This is a genomic window from Bradyrhizobium sp. 170, assembly GCF_023101085.1.
Lineage (GTDB): Bacteria > Pseudomonadota > Alphaproteobacteria > Rhizobiales > Xanthobacteraceae > Bradyrhizobium.
Window position 1 is genome coordinate 1,729,985 of record NZ_CP064703.1, and the last position, 23,368, is coordinate 1,753,352.

A 23,368-nucleotide genomic window follows, 5' to 3' on the forward strand; every position below is an offset into this window, starting at 1 on the left:
GCGCCAGGGATCGATCAAGACATCTGGACCGTGCGGTCGCAGTTTCGCGCGTGTTGCGCAGGTCATATCTCGGCGACCTAGCACGGTGGGAATCCGCAAATGTGGGTGGGCGTATAGGACGAGAAAACCTTCGTATGGCTTCGCCAACCCATTCTATATCGGCCGTATACCGCCGTAGAATTGAGCGAACGCTCAACCTGGCCGTAGATCTCCGTCCAGTTGGACCCCTCCGGTTGCGGGTGCCAAATGTGTTTTGGTGGCATCCGATTGCGTCCTTGCTGCGGGGAAATCGTGCGGAACATGCAAGCGAAGGCGTCCTGGGCGAATCTGATGCGAGTTGCGCACACGATCGACGTCGTATCCATTGTGAATGCAGATCGGTCAGTGCGTGAAGCTCTGACGGATATGGTGTTTTCCGCGGGTTACGTACCCGAACCCTTCGAGAGCGCAGACGAGTTCTTAAAATCGGGCCGCCGTTTGATCACGTCGTGCTTGATCGCGGATACGCAGTCGAGCGGGATGAGTGGCTTTGAGCTTTTCCATCATCTGGCTGCATCCGGAGGCGCGATTCCCACCGTTCTTCTCACAGACAACTCCGAAGACGATATGAGGCGAGTCCTGCAAGCTGGACTCCAGTTCTTGAGCAAGCCTTTCGAGCGTAGCGAACTGCTGGCCTGCGTCAGGAGCCAGATAATGAATAGGAATTACTCTCTATGAAAATGATCGCGCCCGGATCCACACGAGGTGTTTCGGCGCGCCCTCCAGTTCGTTGGAGGCTGTGCTGGGAAAATGAGCTTCAACTTGCTGACCATATTGACTTGTCCGACTTCTTCCGGAAGACCTATGGTCCAACCGGGGCATTCAATGCAAAGCCCTTTGAAGGTCATCGAAGCTGGGCCGGCGCAAGGCCTGAGATTCGGGCAATCGGCTACGATGATCGTGGCGTCGCGATTCACATCGGCGCACTGCGCCGCTTCATAAAAGTTGGTGAGGTCGATCTGCTTGTGGCTGAACTCGGATTGTACGGGGTACGCCCAGATCTCGAGGGGCTCGGCATCAGTCACTCCATCCGCGTGATGTATCCCGTATTGCAAGATCTTGGGGTGCCGTTCGGCTTTGGCACGGTCCGATCTGCCCTTCAGAAACATATTACCAGGCTGCTCGGGCGACAGGGATTGGCGACTGTTCTGCCAGGGCTCCGTGTCCGGTCCACTCGTCCGGATATCTATCTCACTGTGCCTCCGACGCGCGTGGAGGACGTGGTCGTCCTTGTTCTGCCGATTGCGAGGCCAATGAGCGAATGGCCGGCCGGTGAGATGATTGAACGGAACGGGCCAGAACTGTGACGTCCGCAGACGACGAGGCTGAAGCGCGGAGCGACTACGCCGACGCCGGCGGAGAGCACTGCGTCTATCTGACATTTGATGATGGTCCCAACCCGCATTGCACGCCGGCTATCCTGGATGTGCTGGCGCAGCATCGCGCCTCCGCGACCTTCTGCGTGATCGGTGCATATGCAGCGGGTCAGCCGGAGCTGATCCAGCGCATCATTGCAGAAGGGCACGAAATCGCAAACCACACAATGACGCACCCGGATTTATCCAAATGCATGCCGGATGAGGTGGAATACGAGATCCTCACGACGAACAAGGTCATCGGAATGGCCTGCCCCCGAGCCTCTGTGCGGCACATGCGTGCGCCGTATGGGACTTGGACCAAGGAGGCCCTTGCCGCGTCGGCGAAGGCCGAACTGGCAGCCCTGCACTGGTCAGTCGACCCGCAAGACTGGTCTCGTCCTGGCGCCGAGGCGATTGTTGCCGCGGTGATGGCCTCGGTCCGGCCGGGGGCAATCGTGCTCCTGCACGACGGGTGCCCTCCCGACGAGTTGGAACGCCGCCCTCACTCTGGTCGGCGCGACCAGACTGTGACGGCGCTCGCCCAGCTCATTCCAGCACTGCGTGACCGTGGATTTGCAATCCGGTCGCTTCCTCAAACTCACTGAATAGATCAATCCCCATGAGCCTGCTTGCCACCATCAGCACCGTTGCTGCTGCCTCCTACGCGTTGCTCTCCAGCGTCCATAAGAGTGCGCAGGCGCTTTATGCGCTGCAAACCGACGCCTCACTGCCGCCGTACGACCCGATCGACAACGGTGCTCTGCCCAGCGTGGATGTCATCGTGCCCTGCTTCAACGAGGACCCGCGCACGCTGGCGGCCTGCCTGAAGTCTCTCGCAAGCCAGGACTACCCAGGGCGATTGCAGGTCTATGTGGTCGATGACGGCTCTGCAAATGTCGGTGCAGTGGCTCCGGTCCATGGGAGCTACGCATATGACCCGAGGTTCAACGTCATTCTGCTGCCAAGCAACGTTGGAAAGCGCAAGGCGCAGATCGCAGCGATACGCCGGTCGTTCGGCGATCTCGTGCTCAACGTCGATTCCGACACGGAAATCGCCAGCGACGTGGTCAGCAAGCTCGTACGCAAGATGCAGGATCCAGCCGTCGGCGCGGCCATGGGGCAATTGACGGCCAGCAACCGGAACGACAGCTGGCTGACCCGATTGATCGACATGGAGTACTGGCTGGCTTGCAACGAAGAGCGCGCGGCGCAGACGCGCTTTGGTGCCGTCATGTGCTGCTGCGGGCCGTGTGCCATGTACCGCCGTTCCGCGCTGCTGTTGCTGCTGGACCAGTACGAGACGCAGTTCTTCCGGGGAAAGCCGAGCGACTTCGGTGAGGACCGTCATCTGACGATCCTCATGCTCAAGGCAGGGTTTCGAACCGAGTACGTTCCGGACGCCATCGCCGCCACGGTGGTCCCGGACAGGCTCTTGCCGTATCTGCGGCAACAGCTCCGCTGGGCGCGGAGCACTTACCGCGACACGCTGCTGGGTTTGCACCTGTTGCCCGGCCTGGACCGGTACCTTACGCTCGACGTGCTCGGACAGAACCTCGGGCCGCTGCTGCTCGCCATCTCATCGATTGCCGCGCTCGCTCAGCTCGCGCTCACCGGCACCGTGCCCTGGTGGACCGGTCTGACCATCGTCGCGATGACCATGATTCGATGCAGCGTAGCGGCCCTTCGTGCGGGCGAGTTTCGATTTCTCGGCTTCTCGCTGCACACCCCGATCAACATCTTCCTCCTGCTCCCGATGAAAGCCTACGCGCTCTGTACCTTGAGCAACAGCGACTGGCTCTCGCGCAAAGTAGCGAAATCATCAGACGTCGATGAATCGAAGGCCTCGATCGAAGACGCAACAACTGGACCAAGCCTTAACCCGGCATCGGAAACGCCTGGCTCAATTCGCGGGCAGGTCTTTCGCGCGCTCCCTGGCAGCTGATCGCGTCTGATGGCATTGCGGCCGAGACTGACTGACAGCTTTGTAGGGGGATTTAGTGGTGAGCGTGGACAAGACATATCAATCGTTGCAACGGGAGCTGACTAACGATGACCCGTGGCGGCTTGACGACAATCCGTTCGAACGTGAGCGTCACACCCAATTGCTACGGCTATCGCTGTCGAACGGCGCCGTCTCAACCGGCCTCGAGGTCGGGTGCGCTGCCGGTGCATTCACAGAGAAGCTTGCTCCTCACTGCAAACGGCTCACGGTCATCGATGTTATGCCGCGAGCGATCGGTCGAGCGGTCCAGCGGACCAAGAGGTGGTCGCATATCAGCTGGGCGGCGACCGATATTCTGCAGTTCTCGACCGAAGAGCTGTTCGATCTGATCGTGGTCGCCGAAGTTCTCTACTACCTCGAAGACATGACACGGATGCGTACCGCAATCGACAAGATGGTGAACATGCTTGCTCCACGTGGGCATCTGGTCTTCGGATCTGCACGTGATGCCACCTGCAGGCGATGGGGGCATGTCGCTGGCGCCGAGACAGTCATCACGATTTTGACTGAAGCGCTCATTGAGGTCGAACGCGTGCAGTGCCAGGGGCAGTCGGCTGACGAAGACTGCTTGTTGGTCCGTTTTCGCAATCCGGAGCGATCTTCGATCCGTCCTAACGGTCGAGCTTGAAAGGAGCCACTATGCGTATCTGCGGTATCAAGTTGACGCATGACGGGGCAGTCGCTCTGATCGAGGACGGCCGGGTGGTGTTTTGTGTCGAACAGGAGAAGCTGAACAACAATCCGCGTTATCAAACCATTGACAATTTGGATGCCGTTGTTGGCGCCTTGGCGGAGCACGGGCTGGATCCGAGCGATGTTGATCAGTTCGTCATTGATGGCTGGGATGGAGAGTTCGAGTCGCAGTTTGAAGTCCTTAGTGGGACGACGACCATCAAGCTCAAGGGCGCGCCGTATGTCGAACGGCAAGGCGATAGCCCCCTGACGCCCCGCGATCGCATCGGCCTCATGCTTGATGGGAAGCTATATCCCTATCAAAGCTATCCCCATGTCACCGGGCACGTAGCATCCGCATACTGCGCCAGCTCGTTTGCCAAATCCGCACAATCTGCTTTCTGCTTGGTGTGGGACGGCTGCATGTTTCCACGCCTCTACTATGTCGAGCCCCACGGCATCCGGTTCATCGAGTGCCTGTTTCCGATGATAGGTCACGCCTATGCGACGGCAGGACATCACTTTGGACCTTACAGGCGGGCAGACCGGACCAGCTGGGATCTCGGTATTGCCGGCAAGCTGATGGCCTATATCGCGCTGGGATCGCCCGACGAGGACAGTATTAAGACGTTTCATGAACTTTATGAGGCGCACTTTGCCACGGATGCTGAGGGCGCTTGTCCTGAGCTTGAAGAGGTCAACAGCTCACAATCGCCACTTGAAGCTTTGCACGACTTCTTCGATGCGTGCGCAATGCGATTGAAGGAAAAGCAAGCCGAAGACGTCCTTGCGTCATTTCACGTCTTTCTAGAGCGTCTGCTGGTTCGCACCATTGCTGATGTTGTGGAGCGGCATTCGGATCTTGCGGGGGCGCGTAACCTCTGCATAGCCGGCGGCTGTGGCCTGAATATTAAGTGGAATAGTGCATTTCGTGCGACCGGCCTGTTCGATGTCGTGTGGGTGCCGCCCTTTCCGAACGACAGCGGCTCAGCCATTGGTACTGCTTGCTCTGCACTGGCGGCACAGCAAGGCTTTAGAGCTCTGGAATGGTCGGTCTACAGTGGACCGGCCGTTCGTCCCAGCGAAGTGCCGCCCGAATGGGAGGGCGCGCCCTGCACTATGGGCGAACTTGCGGCAATCCTCGCTTGCGACAAGCCCGTGGTCTTCCTTGCCGGGCGTGCCGAGCTCGGACCACGAGCCTTGGGTGGCAGAAGCATTCTCGCGGCTGCGAGCTGGGAAGGAATGAAAGATCATCTCAACGACATCAAACTTCGTGAGCATTTCAGGCCGGTAGCGCCGATATGCCTGGAGGATCGTGCGGCGGAGATTTTTAGCCCTGGAATACCCGATCCGTACATGCTGTTCGATCACCAGACGCGACCGGAATGGCGGGACAAAATTCCCGCCGTCGTGCATCTCGATGGATCTGCTCGTCTACAGACCGTTTCCAGAACCTCTCAGCATAAAGTGGCCGAGCTTCTCGTCGAATACGAGAAACTCACAGCCATTCCGCTGCTTTGCAATACCAGCGCCAATCTGCATGGACGCGGCTTTTTCCCGGATGCTGCCGCCGCGTGCCAGTGGGGACGCGTCGATCACGTATGGTGTAACGGCCTGCTTTACACAAGAAAGCGCGCGAGCGAGGAAGCGGCGCGAACAACGTCCGTCGCGATGGCGTAAGCAAATGTCAACCGCGGCAGTCGACCTTTTCCAGGTGAGCAAGTTCTACGATGACAGGGTCGTCGTGGACGCTCTTTCGTTTACCGTCTCGCCGGGAGAGTGCTTCGGTCTGCTGGGACCAAACGGCGCGGGCAAAAGCACGCTTGCGCGTTTGATCCTGGGTGTAGCATCGCCCGACGCAGGTAAGATATGCGTGCTCGGCGAGCCAGTGCCGGCACGGGCGCGCTTGGCGCGGCGGGGGATCGGGGTTGTCCCACAGTTCGATAACCTTGATCTTCAGCTCACGGTGCGCGAAAACTTGCTCGTTTTCGGGCGCTACTTCGCCATGAGCGCGGCTGAGGTGAAAGCGGTCACGCCGTCACTGCTCGAATTCGCGCGCCTGGAGAACAAGGCGGATGCCCGCGTCGCCGAACTGTCCGGCGGCATGAAGCGACGCCTGACGTTGGCACGGGCCCTCATTAGCGACCCGCAGCTCTTAGTGCTTGATGAGCCGACGACCGGCCTTGATCCGCACGGCCGTCACCTGATCTGGGAACGCTTGCGCTCGCTATTAGCGCGCGGCAAAACGATCCTTCTCACCACCCACTTCATGGAAGAGGCGGAGCGATTGTGCGACCGCCTGTGTGTGCTCGAGCACGGCCGTAAGATCGCCGAAGGTCAGCCTCACGCGCTGATCGAGCAGCAGATCGGCTGCCAAGTGATCGAGATTTACGGTGGTAATCCGCATGAACTGCTGCCGCTGGTCAGACCCCAAGTGCAGCGCGCTGAGGTGAGCGGGGAGACGCTCTTCTGCTATGTCACGGATCCAGAGCAGGTGCGCCTCCGGCTTGCCAACCGCACGGATCTCCGCTTTCTGCAGCGTCCTCCAAATCTGGAGGATGTCTTCTTGCGGCTAACCGGGCGAGAGATAAAGGACTGAACGATGTGGCAACGTTTTGCGCCGGCGCTCCCTGCTAATCCATGGAACTGGATCGCGGTATGGCGCCGCAATTTTCTGGTCTGGCGGAAAGTCGCTCTGGCATCGATTCTTGGGAATCTGGCCGAGCCGATGAGCTCTCTGTTCGGTCTCGGTTTTGGCCTTGGAATGATCATAGGTGGTGTTGAGGGGACCTCATACATCTCGTTTCTGGCGGCTGGCATGGTCGCCACAAGCGCGATGGTCTCCGCAACCTTCGAAACGATCTATGCGGCTTACGCTCGCATGCAGACAAATTGCACGTGGGAGGCAATGCTCTGTACGCCCCTTACGCTCGGCGACATTGTTCTCGGTGAAGTGGCATGGGCAGCGAGTAAGGCCTTGCTCGCCGGGACGGCGATCACGATTGTCGCCGTCGCGCTGGGTTACGCAGAGTGGTCATCCATCCCCTATGCGTTACCAGCCATCGCCCTCACTGGCGTTACTTTCGCGAGCCTCGCAATGGTCGTTTCAGCACTTGCACCAAGCCACGACTATTTCATCTTCTACCAGTCGCTCATTCTCACGCCCATGATGTATTTGAGCGGGGCGATCTTCCCAATGAGCCAGTTGCCCGGTTCATTTCAACGCATCGCGGCCTTATTGCCGCTGACTCATTCGGTCGATCTCATTCGTCCAGCAATGCTCGGTCGGCCGGTCGACAGCGTCGGATTGCATGTGGGCGCACTTTGCATCTACGCAGCATTTCCCTTCCTCGTCTCGGCCGTGCTGCTTCGGCAGCGCCTGATGCGGTGAGAGGAACAAGACCTAAAGCGAAGCATCGCGTGTGCGAGATGAGATATCGGGCGTAACGAACTTCCGATCGCGTGCGACGCTTATGTGAGTCTCGTCACGCTAGCGATGCCTGATCGGCCCCGCGGCGACGTGCGGCCTACTCCCAAAGCAAGCGATACGAAATAGGCCAACAGGCCTCTCAGGATTAACGGAGAACAAGATGCTGTGTCTAGGATTGAGTGGCGGCCTCGACAGAGTCTATGAAAACCCCCTTGGACTACCGAACACGTTTCTGCACGACGGCGCCGCGGTACTTGTCAAGGACGGGCGCGTGATCGCTGCCGTGGAAGAGGAGCGCCTCAACCGGATCAAACATTCAAACAAGCTCCCGAGCAGTGCGATTGAATACTGTCTTGCAGCCGCGGGCGTGGAGCTTCGCGACGTCGATCGTATTGCGTTCTACGCTACTGAAGCCTATTGCAATGCAATGCTCGAACGGTTGTTCATCTCACAACCGGAAATCTCAATTCCGCTAGATGCGAATCTGCTGTTACGGCACCTTCTAGCCACGGAGTTCGGTACCCAAGTTGATCCTTCGCGGGTGTCATTCGTAGGCCACCATCAGGCCCACGCCGTGAGCGCTCTGGCGATGTCGGGTTTTGAAGAAAGCCTGGTCCTCGCGATCGACGGTTGTGGCGACTTCCTGTCGGGTCTCTTGGCGGTCGGGTCGGGCACCGAAATGATCGAACTTATGACGTTTCCAGAGAATAACTCTCTCGGACTGTTCTATCTGGAGACGATTCGATATCTCGGCTACGGCCTGTTCGACGAGTATAAGGTTATGGGACTGGCTCCTTACGGAGATCCCGCACGCTATCGCGAGCTCTTTTCCCAATTCTATGAGCTCTCCGCAAACGGTGGCTACCGCGTTCACCTCGAACGTATCGGCCCGGCATTGCTGCGCAACATCGAGGTCCGGCGAAAGGGAATGCCGTTCACGCAACAGCATCGAGATGTGAGCGCATCGTTGCAGGAGGCGCTGGAGCGGATCGTGTTTCACATTCTGCGGCATTACCGTGAGTCGACCGGAATGAAACGGTTGTGCCTGGCTGGCGGGGTGGCCCACAACTGCACGCTGAACGGAAAACTCCTGTATTCAGGCCTGTTCGAAGACATCTTCGTGCAGCCGGCTGCGCATGACGCCGGATGCGCATTGGGCGCGGCACTGATGGTGTCGAACGAGGCCGGGCAGCCTGCGCCCCGCGAGCGGCTACAGGCGGTTTATTGGGGGCCAGATGTCGGCAGCGACGACAGCATTGAACAGGAACTGAAGGGATGGGCCGGACACCTGGAGATTGAACGAACCGCTGACGTGGCGACCAGAGCAGCCGAGTGGATCGCTGATGGCGCCGTGATCGGGTGGGTACGGGGCCGATCGGAGTTCGGCCCTCGTGCGCTCGGTAACCGCAGTATTCTTGCGGACCCGAGGCCCGCGGCGAACAAGGACCGGATCAACGCGATGGTCAAGAAGCGCGAGAGTTATCGACCATTTGCGCCATCGGTTCTGGAGGAGGATGCGGGCGCGTTCTTTGAGTTGCCGGATGGTTGCGCAGAATATCCCTTCATGAATTTCGTCGTTCGCGTGCGCGAATCCAAGCGTGCTTTGCTGGGCGCGATCACGCATATCGATGGTACGGCTCGGCTGCAAACGGTTTCCCGCACGAGCAATGCCGCCTATTGGGAACTCATCAATGCCTTCAAGAGCCGGACAGGCGTCCCGATTCTGCTTAATACGTCCTTCAACAACAATGCCGAACCGATCGTAGATTCCGTTGCCGATGCGATTACGGCGTTTTTGTCGACCGAGCTGGATGGCCTTGTGGTCGGGTCATTCCTCGTCAAGAAGCGGGCAACAACGCTCGAAAGCTGGACTGCACTCGCTGTATCACTGCCGCCCCATGTATCTCTTTACCGGGTTCGCGCTCATGCGGGCCGAGAACGCCAGGAGACAGTCTGCGAGATCCGCATGGGTCACTCCAGCCAGGACAGCGTGCGCGTCTCGCATGACCTGTTCGACATGCTGATGCAAATTGAGAAGGAAGCTGTTCTTGCCGATCTTCTCGCCAGGGTCACCTCTGACAGGACTAGGCGAGAAGCTCTCGTGAACGAACTGCGCGGGCTCTGGGATCTGCGCCGTATTCGGCTGCATCCGTCACAGACTGCGCGGTCGTAAAAGGTGAGCAATGCGGAAGAGCGCTCCTTGGACGCCTCTTGCATGACCTGCCAATCGCGGTGCCGTGGAGGAGGGCTTGCGGGTTGATCGCCTTGCGTCCAGGTGACCAGCCGTCCATTGGCGTGGATCGGAATCGCAGATGAGTAGGTGCGCCACACAAAACTGATCTTGCGCAACGAGAAGGGTTTGATAACTTGACGAAGGAACGCTTTGTTATTTCTCGGAGGCGTACCGGCTTTGGTGATTGCCTCTGGTCGCTGGCGTCAGCCTGGTCGTACGCGCAGCGGACCGGGCGGACGCTCGTCGTTGACTGGCGCGGTTCCTGCTACATCGACCAACCGTTCAGCAATGCCTTTCCGGTGTTCTTCGAGCCGCTTGAGGACATCGCTGGAGTGCCGGTGATTTGCGATGACCGGGTCAACCAGCTCTCGTTTCCCGGACCGTTCTTCCCGCGGTGGTGGAATAGGCCATCGATCGACTGCATCAATCGTCCGGATGAGCAGATCTTCCGTGAACGTGACGAACTGACCGAGCTATTCCAGGCAAGAGAAGATAACGAAGCCAACACCATTGTCTGTGACGCTTGCCTGATGTGGCGTTGTGGCGAGGAAGCCGAACGACTGATCTTTCGGAACATCAAGCTCAGGTCTGAGATTCAAGCGCGGATCGACGCCTTGTATGAGGAACACTTTGGCGGCCATAGCATCATTGGCGTTCATGTTCGGCACGGCAATGGCGAAGATATCATGGAGCATGCGCCGTACTGGGCCGATTCGGAGCTCGCCCTTCGTCAGGTCTGCATGGCAATCCGTAAAGCCAAGGCTTTGCCATATCCAAAGCCTGTAAAGGTCTTCCTGTGCACGGACAGTGCACAGGTGCTCGATCGCGTATCGGGTCTGTTTCCCGATGTCTTCGCCGTACCAAAACGTTTCCAGGCCGATCGGGCAGGGCCGTTGCATAGTGCGGAAATGGGAATTGAAGGTGGAGCTTCCGCTCTCATCGACATGTATCTTCTTGCGCGATGCGCTACTGTGATCCGCTTTCCCCCCACCAGCGCCTTCACGCGCTATGCCCGTCTGCTCGTGCCACGGATTATTGAATTCGACCAGAGAAATCCGGAGCACTTGACCATGATCGATAACCCATACGAGCATTTCGCGGCTTCATGAAGCGCCAGAATCTGAGCCTGAGCAATGGCGGGCTAGATCATCAGCCTGATACTGCTGGCTTCGACACCATCGCGTTTCGCAACGTCTCGCAGGAACGGTGGATGGCGACTTCCGTCCGCAAGCGACGGCTGACCGGCGCACGACCACGGATGCGGTGCGGGTGGGAGGGCGAACGCCTGCGAGGCGTAGGCCAATGCCGGCGGGCGCCGGCGGCCTTGCCCCGCAATGCTTCGGGCCCTCATGTGTAAGTCGAGTCGCGCGGAAAGGTTATGGTCCTGTCATCATCCGGCCAAATCCGCCATCGCTGGCCAGACGGTGAAAAGCACGGCAATGGCGGTCCGGGTCGCCGAGGAAATCTGACGTAACAAACAGTCACGTCAGAATGTCCCAGCAGCAAGGAAGCGCGTCCGGTAGATGGATCGCCTTTGCTGGGAATCCTTTTGCGGTCAGCTCGTTTTCTAGACGACGGCCTTGTTCATGCGCCGCTCGCAGAGTCCTTTCGGACGGAGGTGTGATGAACCGCGCGGCCGGCGGTGGCGCCGATCCTGCTCGCTCAAGATCTGTTCGGTGAGCTAAAAGCGGCTTCAGCTGCGCTTGTCTCACGCGCGAAATGGCGCACGATTACGCCTCACATGGCATTCGCGTCAATGCGATCGCGCCCGGCGAAATCAAGACGGACATTTTGTCGCCTGACACGGAAGCGCATCTTGTGCCCAAGATCCCAGTTCGCCGGATGGGTACACCCGAAGAGGTCGCCAACGTCATTTTCTTCCTATATTCAGATGCGGCAAGTTATGTCACTGGCGCCGAAGTGCCGATCAATGGCGGGCAACACTTGTGAGTGAATCCGTCCGTGGCGAACCCGGCTAATCTGAGCTTCATCGATGGAAGCCATGTTGGCCGGGGCGAATCCGCGCAGCGAGTTGGAAAGAATAAAGCGGCAAATCTAGTCACCGTAAGTGCTGCCGACGTGCCATGAAGAGGCGTCATCTCTCGCCCCGCCCTGAGAACTGGATGTCAGATCGAGGCAGGCATGCAACACGAGTCCAACAAGTCCGATCGAGGTGATGGGGAGGATCAAGAAAGGAACGAAGAAGTCATTATGCTGGACAGCGTTTCCCTGCGCGAAAAACCAAACTCAACCTCCGACGCGGACCCTTCCGCTTGTATTCTGCGGTCGCAAGAGAAATCGCTAAGCACGATCTTTGAAATAGCGCACACGCTCACCGGCCTATGCCGGCTCGAAGCCAAGCTGGCGAGCGTCATCGAGCGTCTGCCATCGCTCGTGCAGATGCGGAGCGGCATCCTATGTCTGTTCGATCATGACGGGGTGGCCGAGATCATCGTAGACGACGGTCGGAGCGAAGGGCGCGACGCGCGTTGCGGGGTGCGCTTGCAAGGAGCAACTGATCAAATTGTGGCGACGGGGCGGCCGCTCATCGTCGAGAACGTAGCGCTGCATTCGATCTTCAGTTCTTCGGACGTCGAGATGCTAGATGCCGCCGGTCATACGCGTGTTGCGTTCATCGGCGTTCCCATAGACATTGACGAGAAAGTTGTGGGTACGCTGAGCATCGACCGCATCGCCGACAACGGGACGCATGCGCAGCTCGAGGACGACCTCCGCCTGCTGACGATGGTCGCAAGCCTTCTGGGCCAGACGGCGAAGCTGCATTGCGTTTTTGCGCGCGATCGCGGGCGGCTTATGGACGAGGACTTCCGGCCGCAGAAGCAGCTGTCCGAGCTCAAGCCTCATGGGCGGGAGCGTAAGAAGGTCCAAATCGAGGGAATTATCGGCGACAGCCCGGCGCTGCGCGCGTTGCTTGAGAAGATCGAGCTGATCGCAAAATCGAATAGCACCGTTCTGGTGCGCGGCGAATCGGGTACGGGCAAAGAGCTGGTCGCGAAGGCTATTCACGAGCATTCAGCGCGCGCCAAACGCCCCTTTATCAAGCTGAATTGCGCAGCCCTCACCGAGACGGTGCTGGAATCCGAATTGTTCGGTCACGAGAAGGGGCGTTTACGGGCGCATTCAACGCGCGCAAGGGTCGCTTCGAGCTCGCCGACAAGGGAACGTTGTTTCTGGACGAGATTGGAGAGATCTCGGCGTCGTTCCAGGCGAAGCTCCTGCGCGTGCTTCAGGAGCAGGAGTTCGAGCGGGTCGGCGGCAATCAGACGATCAAAGTCGACGTCCGCGTGATTGCAGCCACGAATAAGAATCTTGAAGAGGCGGTGGCAAGGAAGGAGTTTCGTGCCGATCTCTATTATCGCATCAGCGTGGTTCCTCTGCTACTGCCGCCGCTGCGCGAAAGACGCACTGATATTCCGCTTCTCGCCGCTCGATTTTTGAAGAACTTCAACAATGAGAACGGCCGTGCTTTGGTCTTCGATTCAAGTGCGATTGACGTCCTCATGAATTGTGGATTTCCCGGTAATGTCCGCGAGCTGGAGAACTGTGTGCAGCGGACCGCGACCCTGGCGCATGGATCGTCGATCGTAAGAGACGATTTTGCCTGCTGCCACGGGCAATGCCTATCGGCCACGCTATGGAAGTGCGGGCCGGAGCAAGTGGCGCGACAGCCGAGCCCGATAATCTCATTCCCCGCGAGGCTGAGCATGCCGCCAACACAAGCTGTGGCACACGTTCAGCCGGTCGGTAGCGAACTGACGCCGCTAGAGCCGCCCGGCCGACCTATCATAGGTGCCGCCAAGGTCACAAATCGCGAGGGCGTAATCGCGGCGATGGAAAGGTCCGGGTGGGTCCAGGCCAAGGCGGCGCGCCTGCTTGGACTGACGCCGCGCCAGATTGGCTATGCCTTGAGAAGGCACGGTCTCGAGATCAAGCGCTTCTGAATAAAAAGTCGGGCTCGCGTCTCTCTCGCTCGCCCGGGCGCGGTAGGAGAGCGTGCGCACTCTGGTCCATGAAGCGGATACTAAACCGATGTGCTCTGCTTGGGGGTGGCAATGCCGGGAAGCGTAAGCCCTCTTCGCGTCAGCCGGGTGCTGGTCATCGTCTGCTTGCAATGTATTCGCCCTATGAGAAATGATTAGGTGTCGAACTAGCGCAAGATCGCGGCCGCGCCGTTTCTGCCGCGACTCAGATCAGAGAGAGATCACGTCCGCTTTGCGCAGCCCGTCGCAGTCCCGACAACGGTCTCACCGTCAGTCGCCAGCCATCGCATTCGTCCCTCACCGGCGAAATGCCTGGGGTGGTATGACAGTTGCTATTCGTGGGGAGCCTGCTCAACATCTTAGGAGAAGCATATGCACAGCATCGTCTGCATCAAACAGGTCCCCGACTCCGCACAAATCCGCGTGCATCCTGTCACGAATACGATCATGCGTCAGGGCGTGCCGACAATCATCAACCCATATGATCTCTTCGCACTGGAAGCTGCGCTCGAGCTACGAGACAAGTTCGGCGGCGAAATCAATGTTCTGACAATGGGGCCGCCGTCGGCCGAAGAATCTCTCCGAAAGGCGCTGACATTTGGTGCCGATCGTGCTGTCCTGCTCACTGATCGTAGTTTCGCGGGCTCCGATACGCTGGCGACGAGTTACGCGCTGGCGTGCGCGATTCGCAATATCGGGAAGGAATATGGCCCACCAGACGTCATATTCACTGGCAAGCAGACTATCGACGGCGATACGGCGCAGGTGGGACCTGGCATTGCAAAGAGGCTCGGGGTCCAGCAGCTTACTTATGTTTACACAATCAAGCGTTGGACTTCAAAGTACGCACGATCGATGCGGAACGGCGCTGCGAAGGAGGAGTCCAGGTGCTGCGTTCCAAGCTTCCTTGTCTCGTCAGCATGTTAGAGGCAAGCAATCAAATTCGCCGCGGTGCAATGATCGATGCCTTGCGTGCGGCCCGTGCCTCAATCGTAAAATGGAGCGCTCAAACTGCCGGCGTGGATGACATGGCCAAATGCGGTCTGAGGGGGTCGCCGACCGTCGTCAAGCGTGTCTTCGCGCCCTCCGCACGAGCGGAGAAGGCGACGTGGGTGGAAGCGGCCGAGCAGCCGGCGCAAGCGTTGATCCACGCCATGTTCAAGCGCAACCCTACGCTCGAGACGGAGCTCGCACAGCTTGCGCGCGGTACCTCATCCGCGCAAACGAGCGGTGCGTGAAGTCGCGGCTGATCGAGCGGAGCCAGCGATCGCCTGGGTCCGTGGTCATGCATTGGCCCGTCGCTCGGTGCACCAGGCACGATTCAAGCTTTTCGACCGCTCTCGGAGGGTGAGCATTCAACTTGCCTATCTGAGCGCCGAGAGGCCGGTTTCGGATCAACATACCAAAGTGTGCTTGGCAGCGTACGTGGAGCTCGCGGGATGTATCTCCCTCGAGCGAGATCTGCCGTGTTTCACGTAACCGCAAAGTGCGAGCATTATCATCGCGCCGCTCGACCACAGAACGAATCGAGCGTGGCGATAGTGCTCAGCCATTCCCGGTCGACATCAGCGACGGCTTGTCCCGATACTGCTCGATATCGCATAGGAAGAACCGTGACCCGCAGAGTGGCACGCGGAACACCGTGAGATCACCGCAAGGACCGCCACGCACCCCGTTCAGTTCAGTCTTGGACGTGAAGGTCCCCGTGGGCGCGCTGCTAATGCGTGGTAAATTGCGCGCTTACGGCCCGGTTAGGCCGCTCAGGTCGCGACAGCTTCGCAACTCTCTTGGTGTTTCCTGGATAAATGGTGAGTGCGGCGATAATGCCGAGCAAAGCCGCAAACATCAACCAGAAACCCGGCGAAGCCTTGTCGTCGGTCCGATCGATCAGCCAAGTCGATGCGAGCGGCGTAAAGGTGCCAAAGAGAGCTGCGGCGAGTGCGAAGGCCAAAGAAAAGCAGGTTGTGCGAACGTGCTTCGGCACGATTTCGACCAAAGCGCCCAACATGGCGCCGCTATAGGTGCCAAAGTAGAACGAGAACATCATCTCCACTACCAGCATCTTGCCAAAGCTTGGGTCGGTCACAAGCCAAGACAACGCCGGATATACAGTCACCAAGGCAAGGCCGGCAATGGTCAGCAAGACCGGCTTCCGACCGATTCTGTCAGAAATCGCGCCGCCAATTGGGTTCCAGATGAAGTTCGTCACGGCGACCAAAAGCGTCACCAAGAGCGTGTTCTGCGAGGACAGCTGCAACACGTGCTTGCCGAACGTAGGCGTGTACACCGTGACGAAATAGAAGGTCGTGGTCGTCAGCATCGCGATCATCATGCCGAGAATGATAATCCGCCAGTTCGCAACTGTGGAGGCAAAGACTTCGCGGGCCGTTGGGTGGGTCTTCATGACCAGAAACTCCGGAGTTTCCTCCAGCGTCCGGCGCAGGAAGAAGATAAGCGGAACGATCAAGCAGCCAAGGAAGAATGGGATCCGCCAGCCCCAGGCGGCAACCATTTCGGCCGGAAGTGCTTCGCTCAAACAATATCCGATAAGAGCCGCGACAAAGATCGCAACCTGCTGGCTCGAGGACTGAAACGATGTGTAAAAACCGCGGTTGCCCGGAGTGGCAATCTCGGAGAGGTAGACGGAAACGCCGCCAACCTCAACGCCGGCAGAAAAGCCCTGCAACAGCCGTCCGAACAGCACGATCGCGGGTGCGGCAATGCCGATCGTTGCATAGCCGGGACAAAAGGCGATGATGACGGTGCCAATAGCCATGATCGAAAGCGTGATGATCAGGCCTTGCCGACGGCCAATCTGGTCAATATAGGCTCCAAGCACAATCGCGCCAACAGGTCGCATCAAGGCCCCCAGCCAGAACACACCGAAGGTGTTAAGCAGTGAAGCGGTTTCGCTTCCTGATGGAAAGAACGCGTTTCCGATGGCACTGGCGTAGAACCCGAACAAGAAGAAGTCGAACTGCTCGAGGAAGTTGCCGCTCGTCGCGCGTAAGATGGCGCCAATGCGCGATTTGGCATTTGACGCGTGCGCGATGGACGCTGGTGACATGGCGAGTTTCCTCTCGGTTTGAAATGGCCGGTTCCGGAGAAAATCTCACGCCAGCCGAGTGCAGTTTCATGGCCGCGAATCTGCCATCAGGGCACTATCGACCAACCCGTAAGCGCCTGACGTTTCCGGCATATTTTCGGCAATTGCCGCAAACTCGCATAGTTTTTCGGGCGTTATTCCGCTCGCGCCGCAGGAGTGACTCTCAAGCTACTGAAACTTCCGGCAATTCTCGGTGACAAGGTTGTTGTCTGTGGCGTGGCCGAATTCTCATCGAGCGCACTGACATGCAATAAAAAGGAAGGACGAGATGCATGGCATACGAGCGGCAGGGAAGAGCTCCGTGAGATGTCGTGCTAGAGCAGCTCGCGAGCCTGCGATTGGGGCCGAGCTGCGTTAGCATCTCACCCCATGTCCAGCGATTTGGCCTCGATATTGCTCAAGTAACCTGAGATTTGACGGAAAAGACTTGGTGAGCGTGCTGGCGATCGAGCCCGTCCGATAGCGCGGATCGCCATGCTCGGCAAGTGCCACGTTGTCCTTCGAAGCGAGACGCGCGTCGTACTTCGAGGGGCGCTGCGGTCCTAATGCGGTCCAAAACCCGCGCTGAGGGGGAGGAACATAGCGGGCCTCCTCAGCGATAACGGGCATTCGTTTGGATCAATCGAACAGGTTCATCTGGCTTCCACGCCGTATGAAAAACCTGGATGTTTGTCACGAATTATGACCAGGTCCAAGCAATCGGAATGCGGTGATGAGCCATACGCGACTGCTTGCTTGCCGGAGGCAACGCCACGCTAGCCTCGCAACCTGATTGGCCGTAGATTTTGCACATGAGTCTCAGCCTCCGTAAGCAAGGGCTATGAACCGGCACAAACCATGCGGTGGCATCGCGCCAGGAGCCGGGCGGCACATCGTAATTCGATCTGACCGAGGCTTGTGCGCATTCGGAATCTGACCACGACAATTCCAGGTCGCGTCACCTTGCCTTATTCGACGGTTACCGATTTCGCGAGATTTCGGGGTTGGTCGACGTCCGTGCCCATCAGGATGGCCGTGTGGTAGGCCAGAAGCTGCACCGGAATCGCATAGACAATCGACGTAAATGTCGTACCCATCTCCGGCAGCACAATCGTCGCGAGTGAATCCATGGATACCTCTGCGGCTCCCCGAGCGTCCGTTATCAAAATAATCTTGCCGCCGCGTGCAGCGACCTCCTGCATGTTCGAGATGGTCTTTTCGAACACCCGGTCGCAGGGAGCAATGACGATTACGGGAACGCTCTCGTCGATCAAGGCGATCGGGCCGTGCTTGAGCTCTCCGGCCGCATAGCCCTCGGCGTGAATATAGGAGATCTCCTTCAGCTTCAGTGCCCCCTCCAGGGCCAGTGGAAACGACGTGCCGCGACCAAGATATAGCACGTCACGCGATTTGGCGATGTCGCGTGCGAGCTTCTCGATCTGCGGCTCGCTGGCAAGCGCCGCTGTAACTAGCCGGGGAATTTCGATCAGCGCTCGCACGAGATCGACCTCGTCGCTCTCCGGCAATTCACCGCGCGCCTTGCCAGCAGCGACCGCAAGCGCCGCCAGGACGACCAGCTGGCATGTGAACGCCTTGGTCGAGGCAACGCCGATTTCAGGACCGGCGAGTGTCTGCAACACTGTCCCGCTTTCGCGCGCAATGGTCGAACTCAGTACGTTCACGATCGAGAAGGTATGCAGGCCTTGCGATTTGGCATAGCGGAGCGCGGCCAGCGTATCGGCCGTCTCGCCGGACTGCGAGATGAAGATAGCAAGATCTCCCTTGCGCATCGGCGCCTCACGATACCGAAATTCGGAGGCGACATCGAGCTCGACCGGAATACGAGCCAGCCGCTCGAACCAGTATTTGCCGATATGGCCGGCGTAGCCTGCCGTACCGCAAGCCGTGATCGAGATATGTCCGATCTCGTTGAAGTCGAACGGAAGCTCCTGCGGCAGTGCCACGCTCTCGGTGGCGATATCGACGTAATGCGCCAGCGTCTGCCCGATCACCTCTGGCTGTTCGTGGATTTCCTTCGCCATGAAGTGGCGGTAGTTTGCTTTGTCGACGAGAACCGACGACGCGCCAGAATTCACCACCTCCCGGCGGACAACTGTGCCTTGTGCGTCGTAGACCACGCTGAAGTTGCGGTTGAGCACAGCCCAATCGCCGTCCTCAAGGTAGGTGATCAAGCCGGTAAGGGGCGCGAGCGCGATAGCATCCGATCCGAGATACATTTCGCCTTCGCCATGCCCGATCGCGAGTGGTGAGCCCTTGCGCGCACCGATCATGAGGTCGTGTTGACCCTTGAACAGGATTGCAAGCGCAAACGCGCCGACTAGCCGCGGCAGCGACGCTTTTACTGCCTCCTGCGGCGAGCAGCCATTTTTCAGATAAAAGTCGATGAGATGCGTCACCACCTCGGTGTCTGTTTCAGAGGCGAAACAGGCGCCATGCTGTTTTAGCTCCGCGCGCAGCTCGCGGAAATTCTCGATTATGCCGTTATGGACGACTGCAACATTGTCCGTTGCATGCGGATGAGCATTGTGCTCCGTCGGCTTGCCATGAGTAGCCCAGCGCGTGTGCCCAATCCCGACATGGCCTGAGAGCGGATGGCAGCGAACGCGTGTCTCAAGATTCCTCAGCTTGCCCTCGGCGCGTCGAAGCTCGATTTGGTTTCCTTTGAGCGTTCCGATGCCCGCTGAGTCGTAGCCGCGATATTCCAGTCGCTTCAGTGAATCGATGAGACGATCCGCGACCGGACCGCGCCCCAAGATGCCGACAATTCCGCACATGCTAATCAGTTTACCTCAAGTTCAAAACAGAGCGTCCCGCAAGGCGCGCCTGACCAATTCGCTCGCTATAGTTATGGGCCAGTCTAGCCGTGCCTGCCCTCCATCGGGCACGCGGCACCCGGAGGTGCGCGAGCTCCAAGCAACACGTGGAGCCCTGTCGAATTCGCCAGAAGATCCTAAAGCAACTTTCTGGCAATCGCACAATGAGCGCCGTCAGCAGTTAGCAGCTGCATGAGTCTCTCATTTTGTCCGATGTACCCGATACCGCCAAGAAGGCCTGGTAGGTCTGCCGCATTCCATCTACAAGCCATGTCCTCGCGCGCCAGCCGAGGCTTGCGAGACGGCTGACGTCGAGCAGCTTGCGCGGCGTGCCGTCGGGGCGCGAGGTGTCGAAAGTGATCTCGCCGCCGTAACCGACGACCTCTGCCACGACCCGCGCGAACTCGGCGATGGTGATGTCGTCGCCGGTGCCGATATTGATCAGCTCCGGTCCCGAATAGGTCTTCATCAGGTGCACGCAGGCATCCGCCATGTCGTCGACATAGAGGAACTCGCGCCGCGGCGTGCCGGTGCCCCACACGGCGACACTCTTTGCGCCCGCGACCTTCGCCTCGTGGAAGCGGCGGATCAGCGCGGCAACGACATGGCTCAATTGGGGATGATAATTGTCGCCGCGGCCATAGAGATTGGTCGGCATCACGCTGATGAAGTCGCTACCGTACTGGCTGCGATAAGCTTCCGCCATCTTGATGCCGGCGATCTTGGCGATCGCATAGGGCTCGTTGGTCGGCTCGAGCGGGCCTGATAGCACCGAATCCTCGCGCAGCGGCTGTGGGGCCAGCTTCGGATAGATGCAGGACGAGCCCAAAAACATCAGCTTTTCGGCGCCATTTTGATGCGCGGCCTGGATCACGTTCGCGGCAATCGCGATGTTGTCGTAGATGAACTCGGCGCGCAGCGTGTCGTTGGCGACGATGCCGCCGACTTTTGCGGCGGCGAGGAAGATCACCTGCGGCCGCATTTTCGCGAACCAGTCGAACACGGCGGCCTGGTTGCAGAGATCGACCTCGCGCCGGTCGACCGTGACGAGCTGCACGTCCTCCCGCGCGAGCCGGCGCGCAATCGCGCTGCCGACCATGCCGCGATGACCTGCGACGTATACGCTTTTGCCCTTCAGCTCAAACGGTGCGCTTGCCATGGGCCGCCTCCCGTTTTGCTTCCGCCAGATCGCTTGCCATCATCTCCTCGACGAGCTGGGCAAAGGTTCGCTTCGGCTTCCAGCCGAGCTCCTGATGCGCCTTGCTGGCGTCGCCGACGAGGAGATCGACCTCAGTCGGACGGAAATAGGTCGGGTCGATCTTCACCACCGTCTTGCCGCTCTTGGCATCGATGCCGATCTCGTCGACGCCGGCGCCGCGCCATTCGATGCGGCGGCCAACCTGCGCAAAGGACAGCTCGACCATCTCGCGCACCGAGCGCATCTCGCCGGTCGCCAGCACGAAGTCGTCGGGCTTGTCGGCCTGGAGGATCATGTGCATGCCCTCGACATAGTCCCTGGCATGGCCCCAGTCGCGCCTGGCCGAGAGGTTGCCGAGATAGAGCGTCTGTTCGAGGCCGACCTCGATACGCGCAACGCCGCGCGTGATCTTGCGGGTGACGAAGGTCTCGCCGCGGATCGGGCTCTCATGGTTGAACAGGATGCCGTTACTGGCGAACATGCCGTAGGCTTCGCGGTAGTTCACCGTGATCCAGTAGCCGTAGAGCTTCGCCACGCCATAAGGCGAGCGCGGATAGAACGGCGTGGTCTCCTTCTGCGGGATCTCCTGAACGAGGCCGTAGAGCTCGGAGGTCGAGGCCTGGTAGAACCGGGTCTCCTTCTCCATGCCGAGGATGCGGATCGCCTCGAGCAGCCGCAGTACGCCGATCCCATCGGCATTGGCGGTGTATTCGGGGCTCTCGAAACTGACGGCGACATGGCTCTGGGCGGCGAGATTGTAGATCTCGGTCGGCCGGATCTGCTGCACCAGGCGGATCAGATTGGTCGAGTCCGTCATGTCGCCGTAGTGCATCAGGAACGGCACGTCCCCGAGATGCGGGTCCTGGTAGAGATGGTCGACCCGCGCAGTGTTGAACGAGGACGAGCGCCGCTTGATGCCGTGCACGACATAGCCGAGCGACAGCAGATGTTCGGCGAGATAGGCGCCGTCCTGTCCAGTCACGCCGGTGATTAGAGCGACCCGCCGTTTGCTCTCTTGGTTTGACAAATCGTTGCTCTGCGCAGGCTAATGTCGGTCCCCGATCGACGACGTCAATCGCGTCTGGCCTCTTCGAGTGCGGAAGCGTCACGCTCTCGAACTGCCGAGTTCTGGACTCTGTATAGGCATTGCATCGATCGCTCAACTGTACGGAGGTAAACCTTCCACATCGAAAGGGTTTTGAAGGACTATACGAAAGTTTGTAGTCCGGAAGATTTCGTTCGGCCTTCGTCAGGCGTTTCTCTATTGCGTGGTGCGACCAATGAAATTGCGGCGCGGATGGGAGGTAAGCAGACCCATTTGGCCGAGAAGCGTTCCGCAGTCCCTGCGTGGTCAACTCGCGCGTTGAGCCAGCGAGTTTCCCTCAAAGAGCTTTCCAGTCTTGCTGTTCATCCAGTGCAACCGCGAGCAAGCCGGGCAAACAAAGCATTGAAATTCGTTCTCTGTCGCGCAGTACTTATCATCATCGATCCATTTCGGACAATCAAGTTTGGTGATCTGGCAAGCAAAAGTGAAGGCGCGCATATTGACACTGTGCTGTTTGAGTTCACAGAAAAACGCTGCATGAATGAGGCCAGTGCTATATGGGACCTCAAGGGGATTATCGCGACGATCAGTGTCGTCATGTGCCCCGGACGACGAATTCAGTAACGAAAAGCATCTGGCGGTTCCAGGATCGCCATTCTTAAAGCCAACAATGGCCCGGCATTGGCCCTCACAGTGATCGACGAGCAAGACCTTGTTGGATCCATCGGGTCCTCTCACATGACCGCTCCGGGATACCGCATCAATCTCGCGGCGGCTGGTTGGGCACTCAGTGCCCGCAAACGTATTTCGAAGCCTCCAAGGCTGGATTGGTCCTTCTTACATGCGGGCGATCTTGTCTTCATACGGCTCGGCGATCTGCGTGCACAGGACAGAAACAGCGTTCTTCGCAGTGAGCGCGATCCTCAGCCGCTTTGGCAGAAGACCTCTCATCGCAAGCGATCGTCCTGCTCCGCTTTAGCACAGGAATTCTGAAGCGACCGAACAGTGGTTCTCCCTAGCTGGGCACTCTACAATCTGACGCTACGTACGGTTCAATCCCCCCTGCAGGCTTATCGCGTGAATATGTCGAACTCGTATTCGTTCGCCAGGAGCCAGCCGCAAGGCGAGGAGGGCGGGAGGCGCTTCACCAAGGCAGTTGGCTTTCGGTATTCGTCGTCTGCGGAACGCGCAGCTCGGGTCCGCTCGAGTGTGCTGGCATAGCTACGCCCAGCTGTGAGGCTGTTCGTCGCTGGCCACGAGTGACCAAGCGAATCAATCAAGTTTACTTGAAATGTGTGGCTAGGAGCTGCCTCGGCGCCTGAATCAATCGTCCATGGCTGGAATGCTCTCTCGAGTCTGTGCGAATTGGCTTTGTCTATCCAGCCGAGCTCTCCCGCTGTCACCATCACAATGGGGCTGCTTCCCGGGAGTTGTCGGTGCCGCGGCGGCTGAGCAGAATAGGAAACGAGAT

At 58.9% G+C, this 23,368-nt stretch carries 17 protein-coding genes and 2 pseudogenes; 15 read left to right on the forward strand and 4 right to left on the reverse strand.

Going from position 1 to position 23,368, the window contains the following annotated elements:
- The first annotated feature begins 300 nt into the window (after positions 1-300).
- The 14 genes and pseudogenes from IVB05_RS08300 (at position 301) to IVB05_RS08365 (ending at position 14,973) form a co-directional block, all read left to right on the forward strand.
- Positions 301-717, forward strand: coding sequence for a response regulator (locus tag IVB05_RS08300; RefSeq protein ID WP_247511911.1), 417 nt, complete (start codon positions 301-303; stop codon positions 715-717).
- The gene (locus tag IVB05_RS08305; protein ID WP_247783820.1) at positions 714-1,346 is read left to right on the forward strand and encodes a NodA family N-acyltransferase; all 633 of its coding nucleotides are present in this window, start codon (positions 714-716) and stop codon (positions 1,344-1,346) included. The genes IVB05_RS08300 and IVB05_RS08305 overlap by 4 nt, the downstream gene beginning before the upstream one ends.
- A complete protein-coding gene (gene nodB, locus IVB05_RS08310) occupies positions 1,343-2,002 on the forward strand; it encodes a chitooligosaccharide deacetylase NodB (protein WP_247783821.1) in 660 nt (219 codons plus the stop codon). The genes IVB05_RS08305 and nodB overlap by 4 nt, the downstream gene beginning before the upstream one ends.
- A gap of 14 nt (positions 2,003-2,016) precedes the next feature.
- Positions 2,017-3,339, forward strand: a complete 1,323-nt coding sequence (gene nodC / locus IVB05_RS08315; protein ID WP_247783822.1) for a chitooligosaccharide synthase NodC — start codon at positions 2,017-2,019, stop codon at positions 3,337-3,339.
- A 58-nt stretch (positions 3,340-3,397) separates the two neighbouring features.
- Complete coding sequence (gene nodS / locus IVB05_RS08320; protein ID WP_247520330.1) at positions 3,398-4,027, forward strand: nodulation methyltransferase NodS; 630 nt, start codon at positions 3,398-3,400, stop codon at positions 4,025-4,027.
- A gap of 11 nt (positions 4,028-4,038) precedes the next feature.
- The gene (gene nodU / locus IVB05_RS08325; protein WP_247783823.1) at positions 4,039-5,751 is read left to right on the forward strand and encodes a nodulation protein NodU; all 1,713 of its coding nucleotides are present in this window, start codon (positions 4,039-4,041) and stop codon (positions 5,749-5,751) included.
- A gap of 4 nt (positions 5,752-5,755) precedes the next feature.
- Positions 5,756-6,670 carry a nodulation factor ABC transporter ATP-binding protein NodI gene (gene nodI, locus IVB05_RS08330; protein WP_247783824.1) on the forward strand — a complete coding sequence of 305 codons (915 nt, stop codon included), beginning with the start codon at positions 5,756-5,758 and terminating at the stop codon, positions 6,668-6,670.
- Positions 6,671-6,673: 3 nt separating this feature from the next.
- Positions 6,674-7,462, forward strand: a complete 789-nt coding sequence (locus IVB05_RS08335) for an ABC transporter permease (protein ID WP_247783825.1) — start codon at positions 6,674-6,676, stop codon at positions 7,460-7,462.
- 199 nt (positions 7,463-7,661) lie between these two features.
- Positions 7,662-9,674: a carbamoyltransferase gene (locus tag IVB05_RS08340; RefSeq protein WP_247783826.1), complete on the forward strand. Its 2,013-nt coding sequence runs from the start codon at positions 7,662-7,664 to the stop codon at positions 9,672-9,674.
- A 194-nt stretch (positions 9,675-9,868) separates the two neighbouring features.
- On the forward strand, positions 9,869-10,843 hold the full coding sequence (locus IVB05_RS08345) for a nodulation protein NodZ (protein WP_247511919.1): 975 nt from the start codon (positions 9,869-9,871) through the stop codon (positions 10,841-10,843).
- A 533-nt stretch (positions 10,844-11,376) separates the two neighbouring features.
- Positions 11,377-11,684 (forward strand): annotated as a pseudogene (locus IVB05_RS08350) (SDR family oxidoreductase); the annotation flags it as partial.
- Positions 11,685-11,945: 261 nt separating this feature from the next.
- Positions 11,946-13,696 (forward strand): annotated as a pseudogene (nifA, locus tag IVB05_RS08355) (nif-specific transcriptional activator NifA).
- Positions 13,697-14,107: 411 nt separating this feature from the next.
- A complete protein-coding gene (locus IVB05_RS08360) occupies positions 14,108-14,662 on the forward strand; it encodes an electron transfer flavoprotein subunit beta/FixA family protein (RefSeq protein WP_247783827.1) in 555 nt (184 codons plus the stop codon).
- The gene (locus IVB05_RS08365) at positions 14,623-14,973 is read left to right on the forward strand and encodes a hypothetical protein (RefSeq protein WP_247783828.1); all 351 of its coding nucleotides are present in this window, start codon (positions 14,623-14,625) and stop codon (positions 14,971-14,973) included. The genes IVB05_RS08360 and IVB05_RS08365 overlap by 40 nt, the downstream gene beginning before the upstream one ends.
- Positions 14,974-15,452: 479 nt before the next feature.
- Here IVB05_RS08365 and IVB05_RS08370 read toward each other — a convergent pair whose 3' ends face one another.
- From IVB05_RS08370 to gmd, 4 genes are all read right to left on the reverse strand, one after another.
- Positions 15,453-16,802: an MFS transporter gene (locus IVB05_RS08370; protein ID WP_247783829.1), complete on the reverse strand. Its 1,350-nt coding sequence runs from the start codon at positions 16,800-16,802 to the stop codon at positions 15,453-15,455.
- 986 nt (positions 16,803-17,788) lie between these two features.
- Positions 17,789-19,615, reverse strand: a complete 1,827-nt coding sequence (gene glmS / locus IVB05_RS08375; protein WP_247520335.1) for a glutamine--fructose-6-phosphate transaminase (isomerizing) — start codon at positions 19,613-19,615, stop codon at positions 17,789-17,791.
- Between the two features lie 220 nt (positions 19,616-19,835).
- Complete coding sequence (locus IVB05_RS08380) at positions 19,836-20,813, reverse strand: GDP-L-fucose synthase (protein ID WP_276576909.1); 978 nt, start codon at positions 20,811-20,813, stop codon at positions 19,836-19,838.
- On the reverse strand, positions 20,794-21,879 hold the full coding sequence (gene gmd / locus IVB05_RS08385; protein WP_247783830.1) for a GDP-mannose 4,6-dehydratase: 1,086 nt from the start codon (positions 21,877-21,879) through the stop codon (positions 20,794-20,796). Before gmd ends, IVB05_RS08380 begins: the two co-directional genes overlap by 20 nt.
- Positions 21,880-22,050: 171 nt before the next feature.
- On the opposite strand from gmd, the gene IVB05_RS08390 reads away from it, so the two are divergent.
- Entirely contained in the window at positions 22,051-22,521 is a 471-nt protein-coding gene (locus IVB05_RS08390) for a hypothetical protein (protein ID WP_247783831.1), read from the forward strand.
- Positions 22,522-23,368 lie beyond the last annotated feature (847 nt).

Coding starts and splice junctions, on each gene's coding strand:
- IVB05_RS08340 (WP_247783826.1), top strand. CDS start 7,662: ATGCTGTGTCTAGGATTGAGTGGCGGCCTCGACAGAGTCTATGAAAAC.
- glmS (WP_247520335.1), bottom strand. CDS start 19,615: ATGTGCGGAATTGTCGGCATCTTGGGGCGCGGTCCGGTCGCGGATCGT.
- IVB05_RS08370 (WP_247783829.1), bottom strand. CDS start 16,802: ATGTCACCAGCGTCCATCGCGCACGCGTCAAATGCCAAATCGCGCATT.
- nodI (WP_247783824.1), top strand. CDS start 5,756: ATGTCAACCGCGGCAGTCGACCTTTTCCAGGTGAGCAAGTTCTACGAT.
- nodU (WP_247783823.1), top strand. CDS start 4,039: ATGCGTATCTGCGGTATCAAGTTGACGCATGACGGGGCAGTCGCTCTG.
- IVB05_RS08380 (WP_276576909.1), bottom strand. CDS start 20,813: ATGGCAAGCGCACCGTTTGAGCTGAAGGGCAAAAGCGTATACGTCGCA.
- IVB05_RS08305 (WP_247783820.1), top strand. CDS start 714: ATGAAAATGATCGCGCCCGGATCCACACGAGGTGTTTCGGCGCGCCCT.
- IVB05_RS08335 (WP_247783825.1), top strand. CDS start 6,674: ATGTGGCAACGTTTTGCGCCGGCGCTCCCTGCTAATCCATGGAACTGG.
- IVB05_RS08300 (WP_247511911.1), top strand. CDS start 301: ATGCAAGCGAAGGCGTCCTGGGCGAATCTGATGCGAGTTGCGCACACG.
- nodC (WP_247783822.1), top strand. CDS start 2,017: ATGAGCCTGCTTGCCACCATCAGCACCGTTGCTGCTGCCTCCTACGCG.
- IVB05_RS08360 (WP_247783827.1), top strand. CDS start 14,108: ATGCACAGCATCGTCTGCATCAAACAGGTCCCCGACTCCGCACAAATC.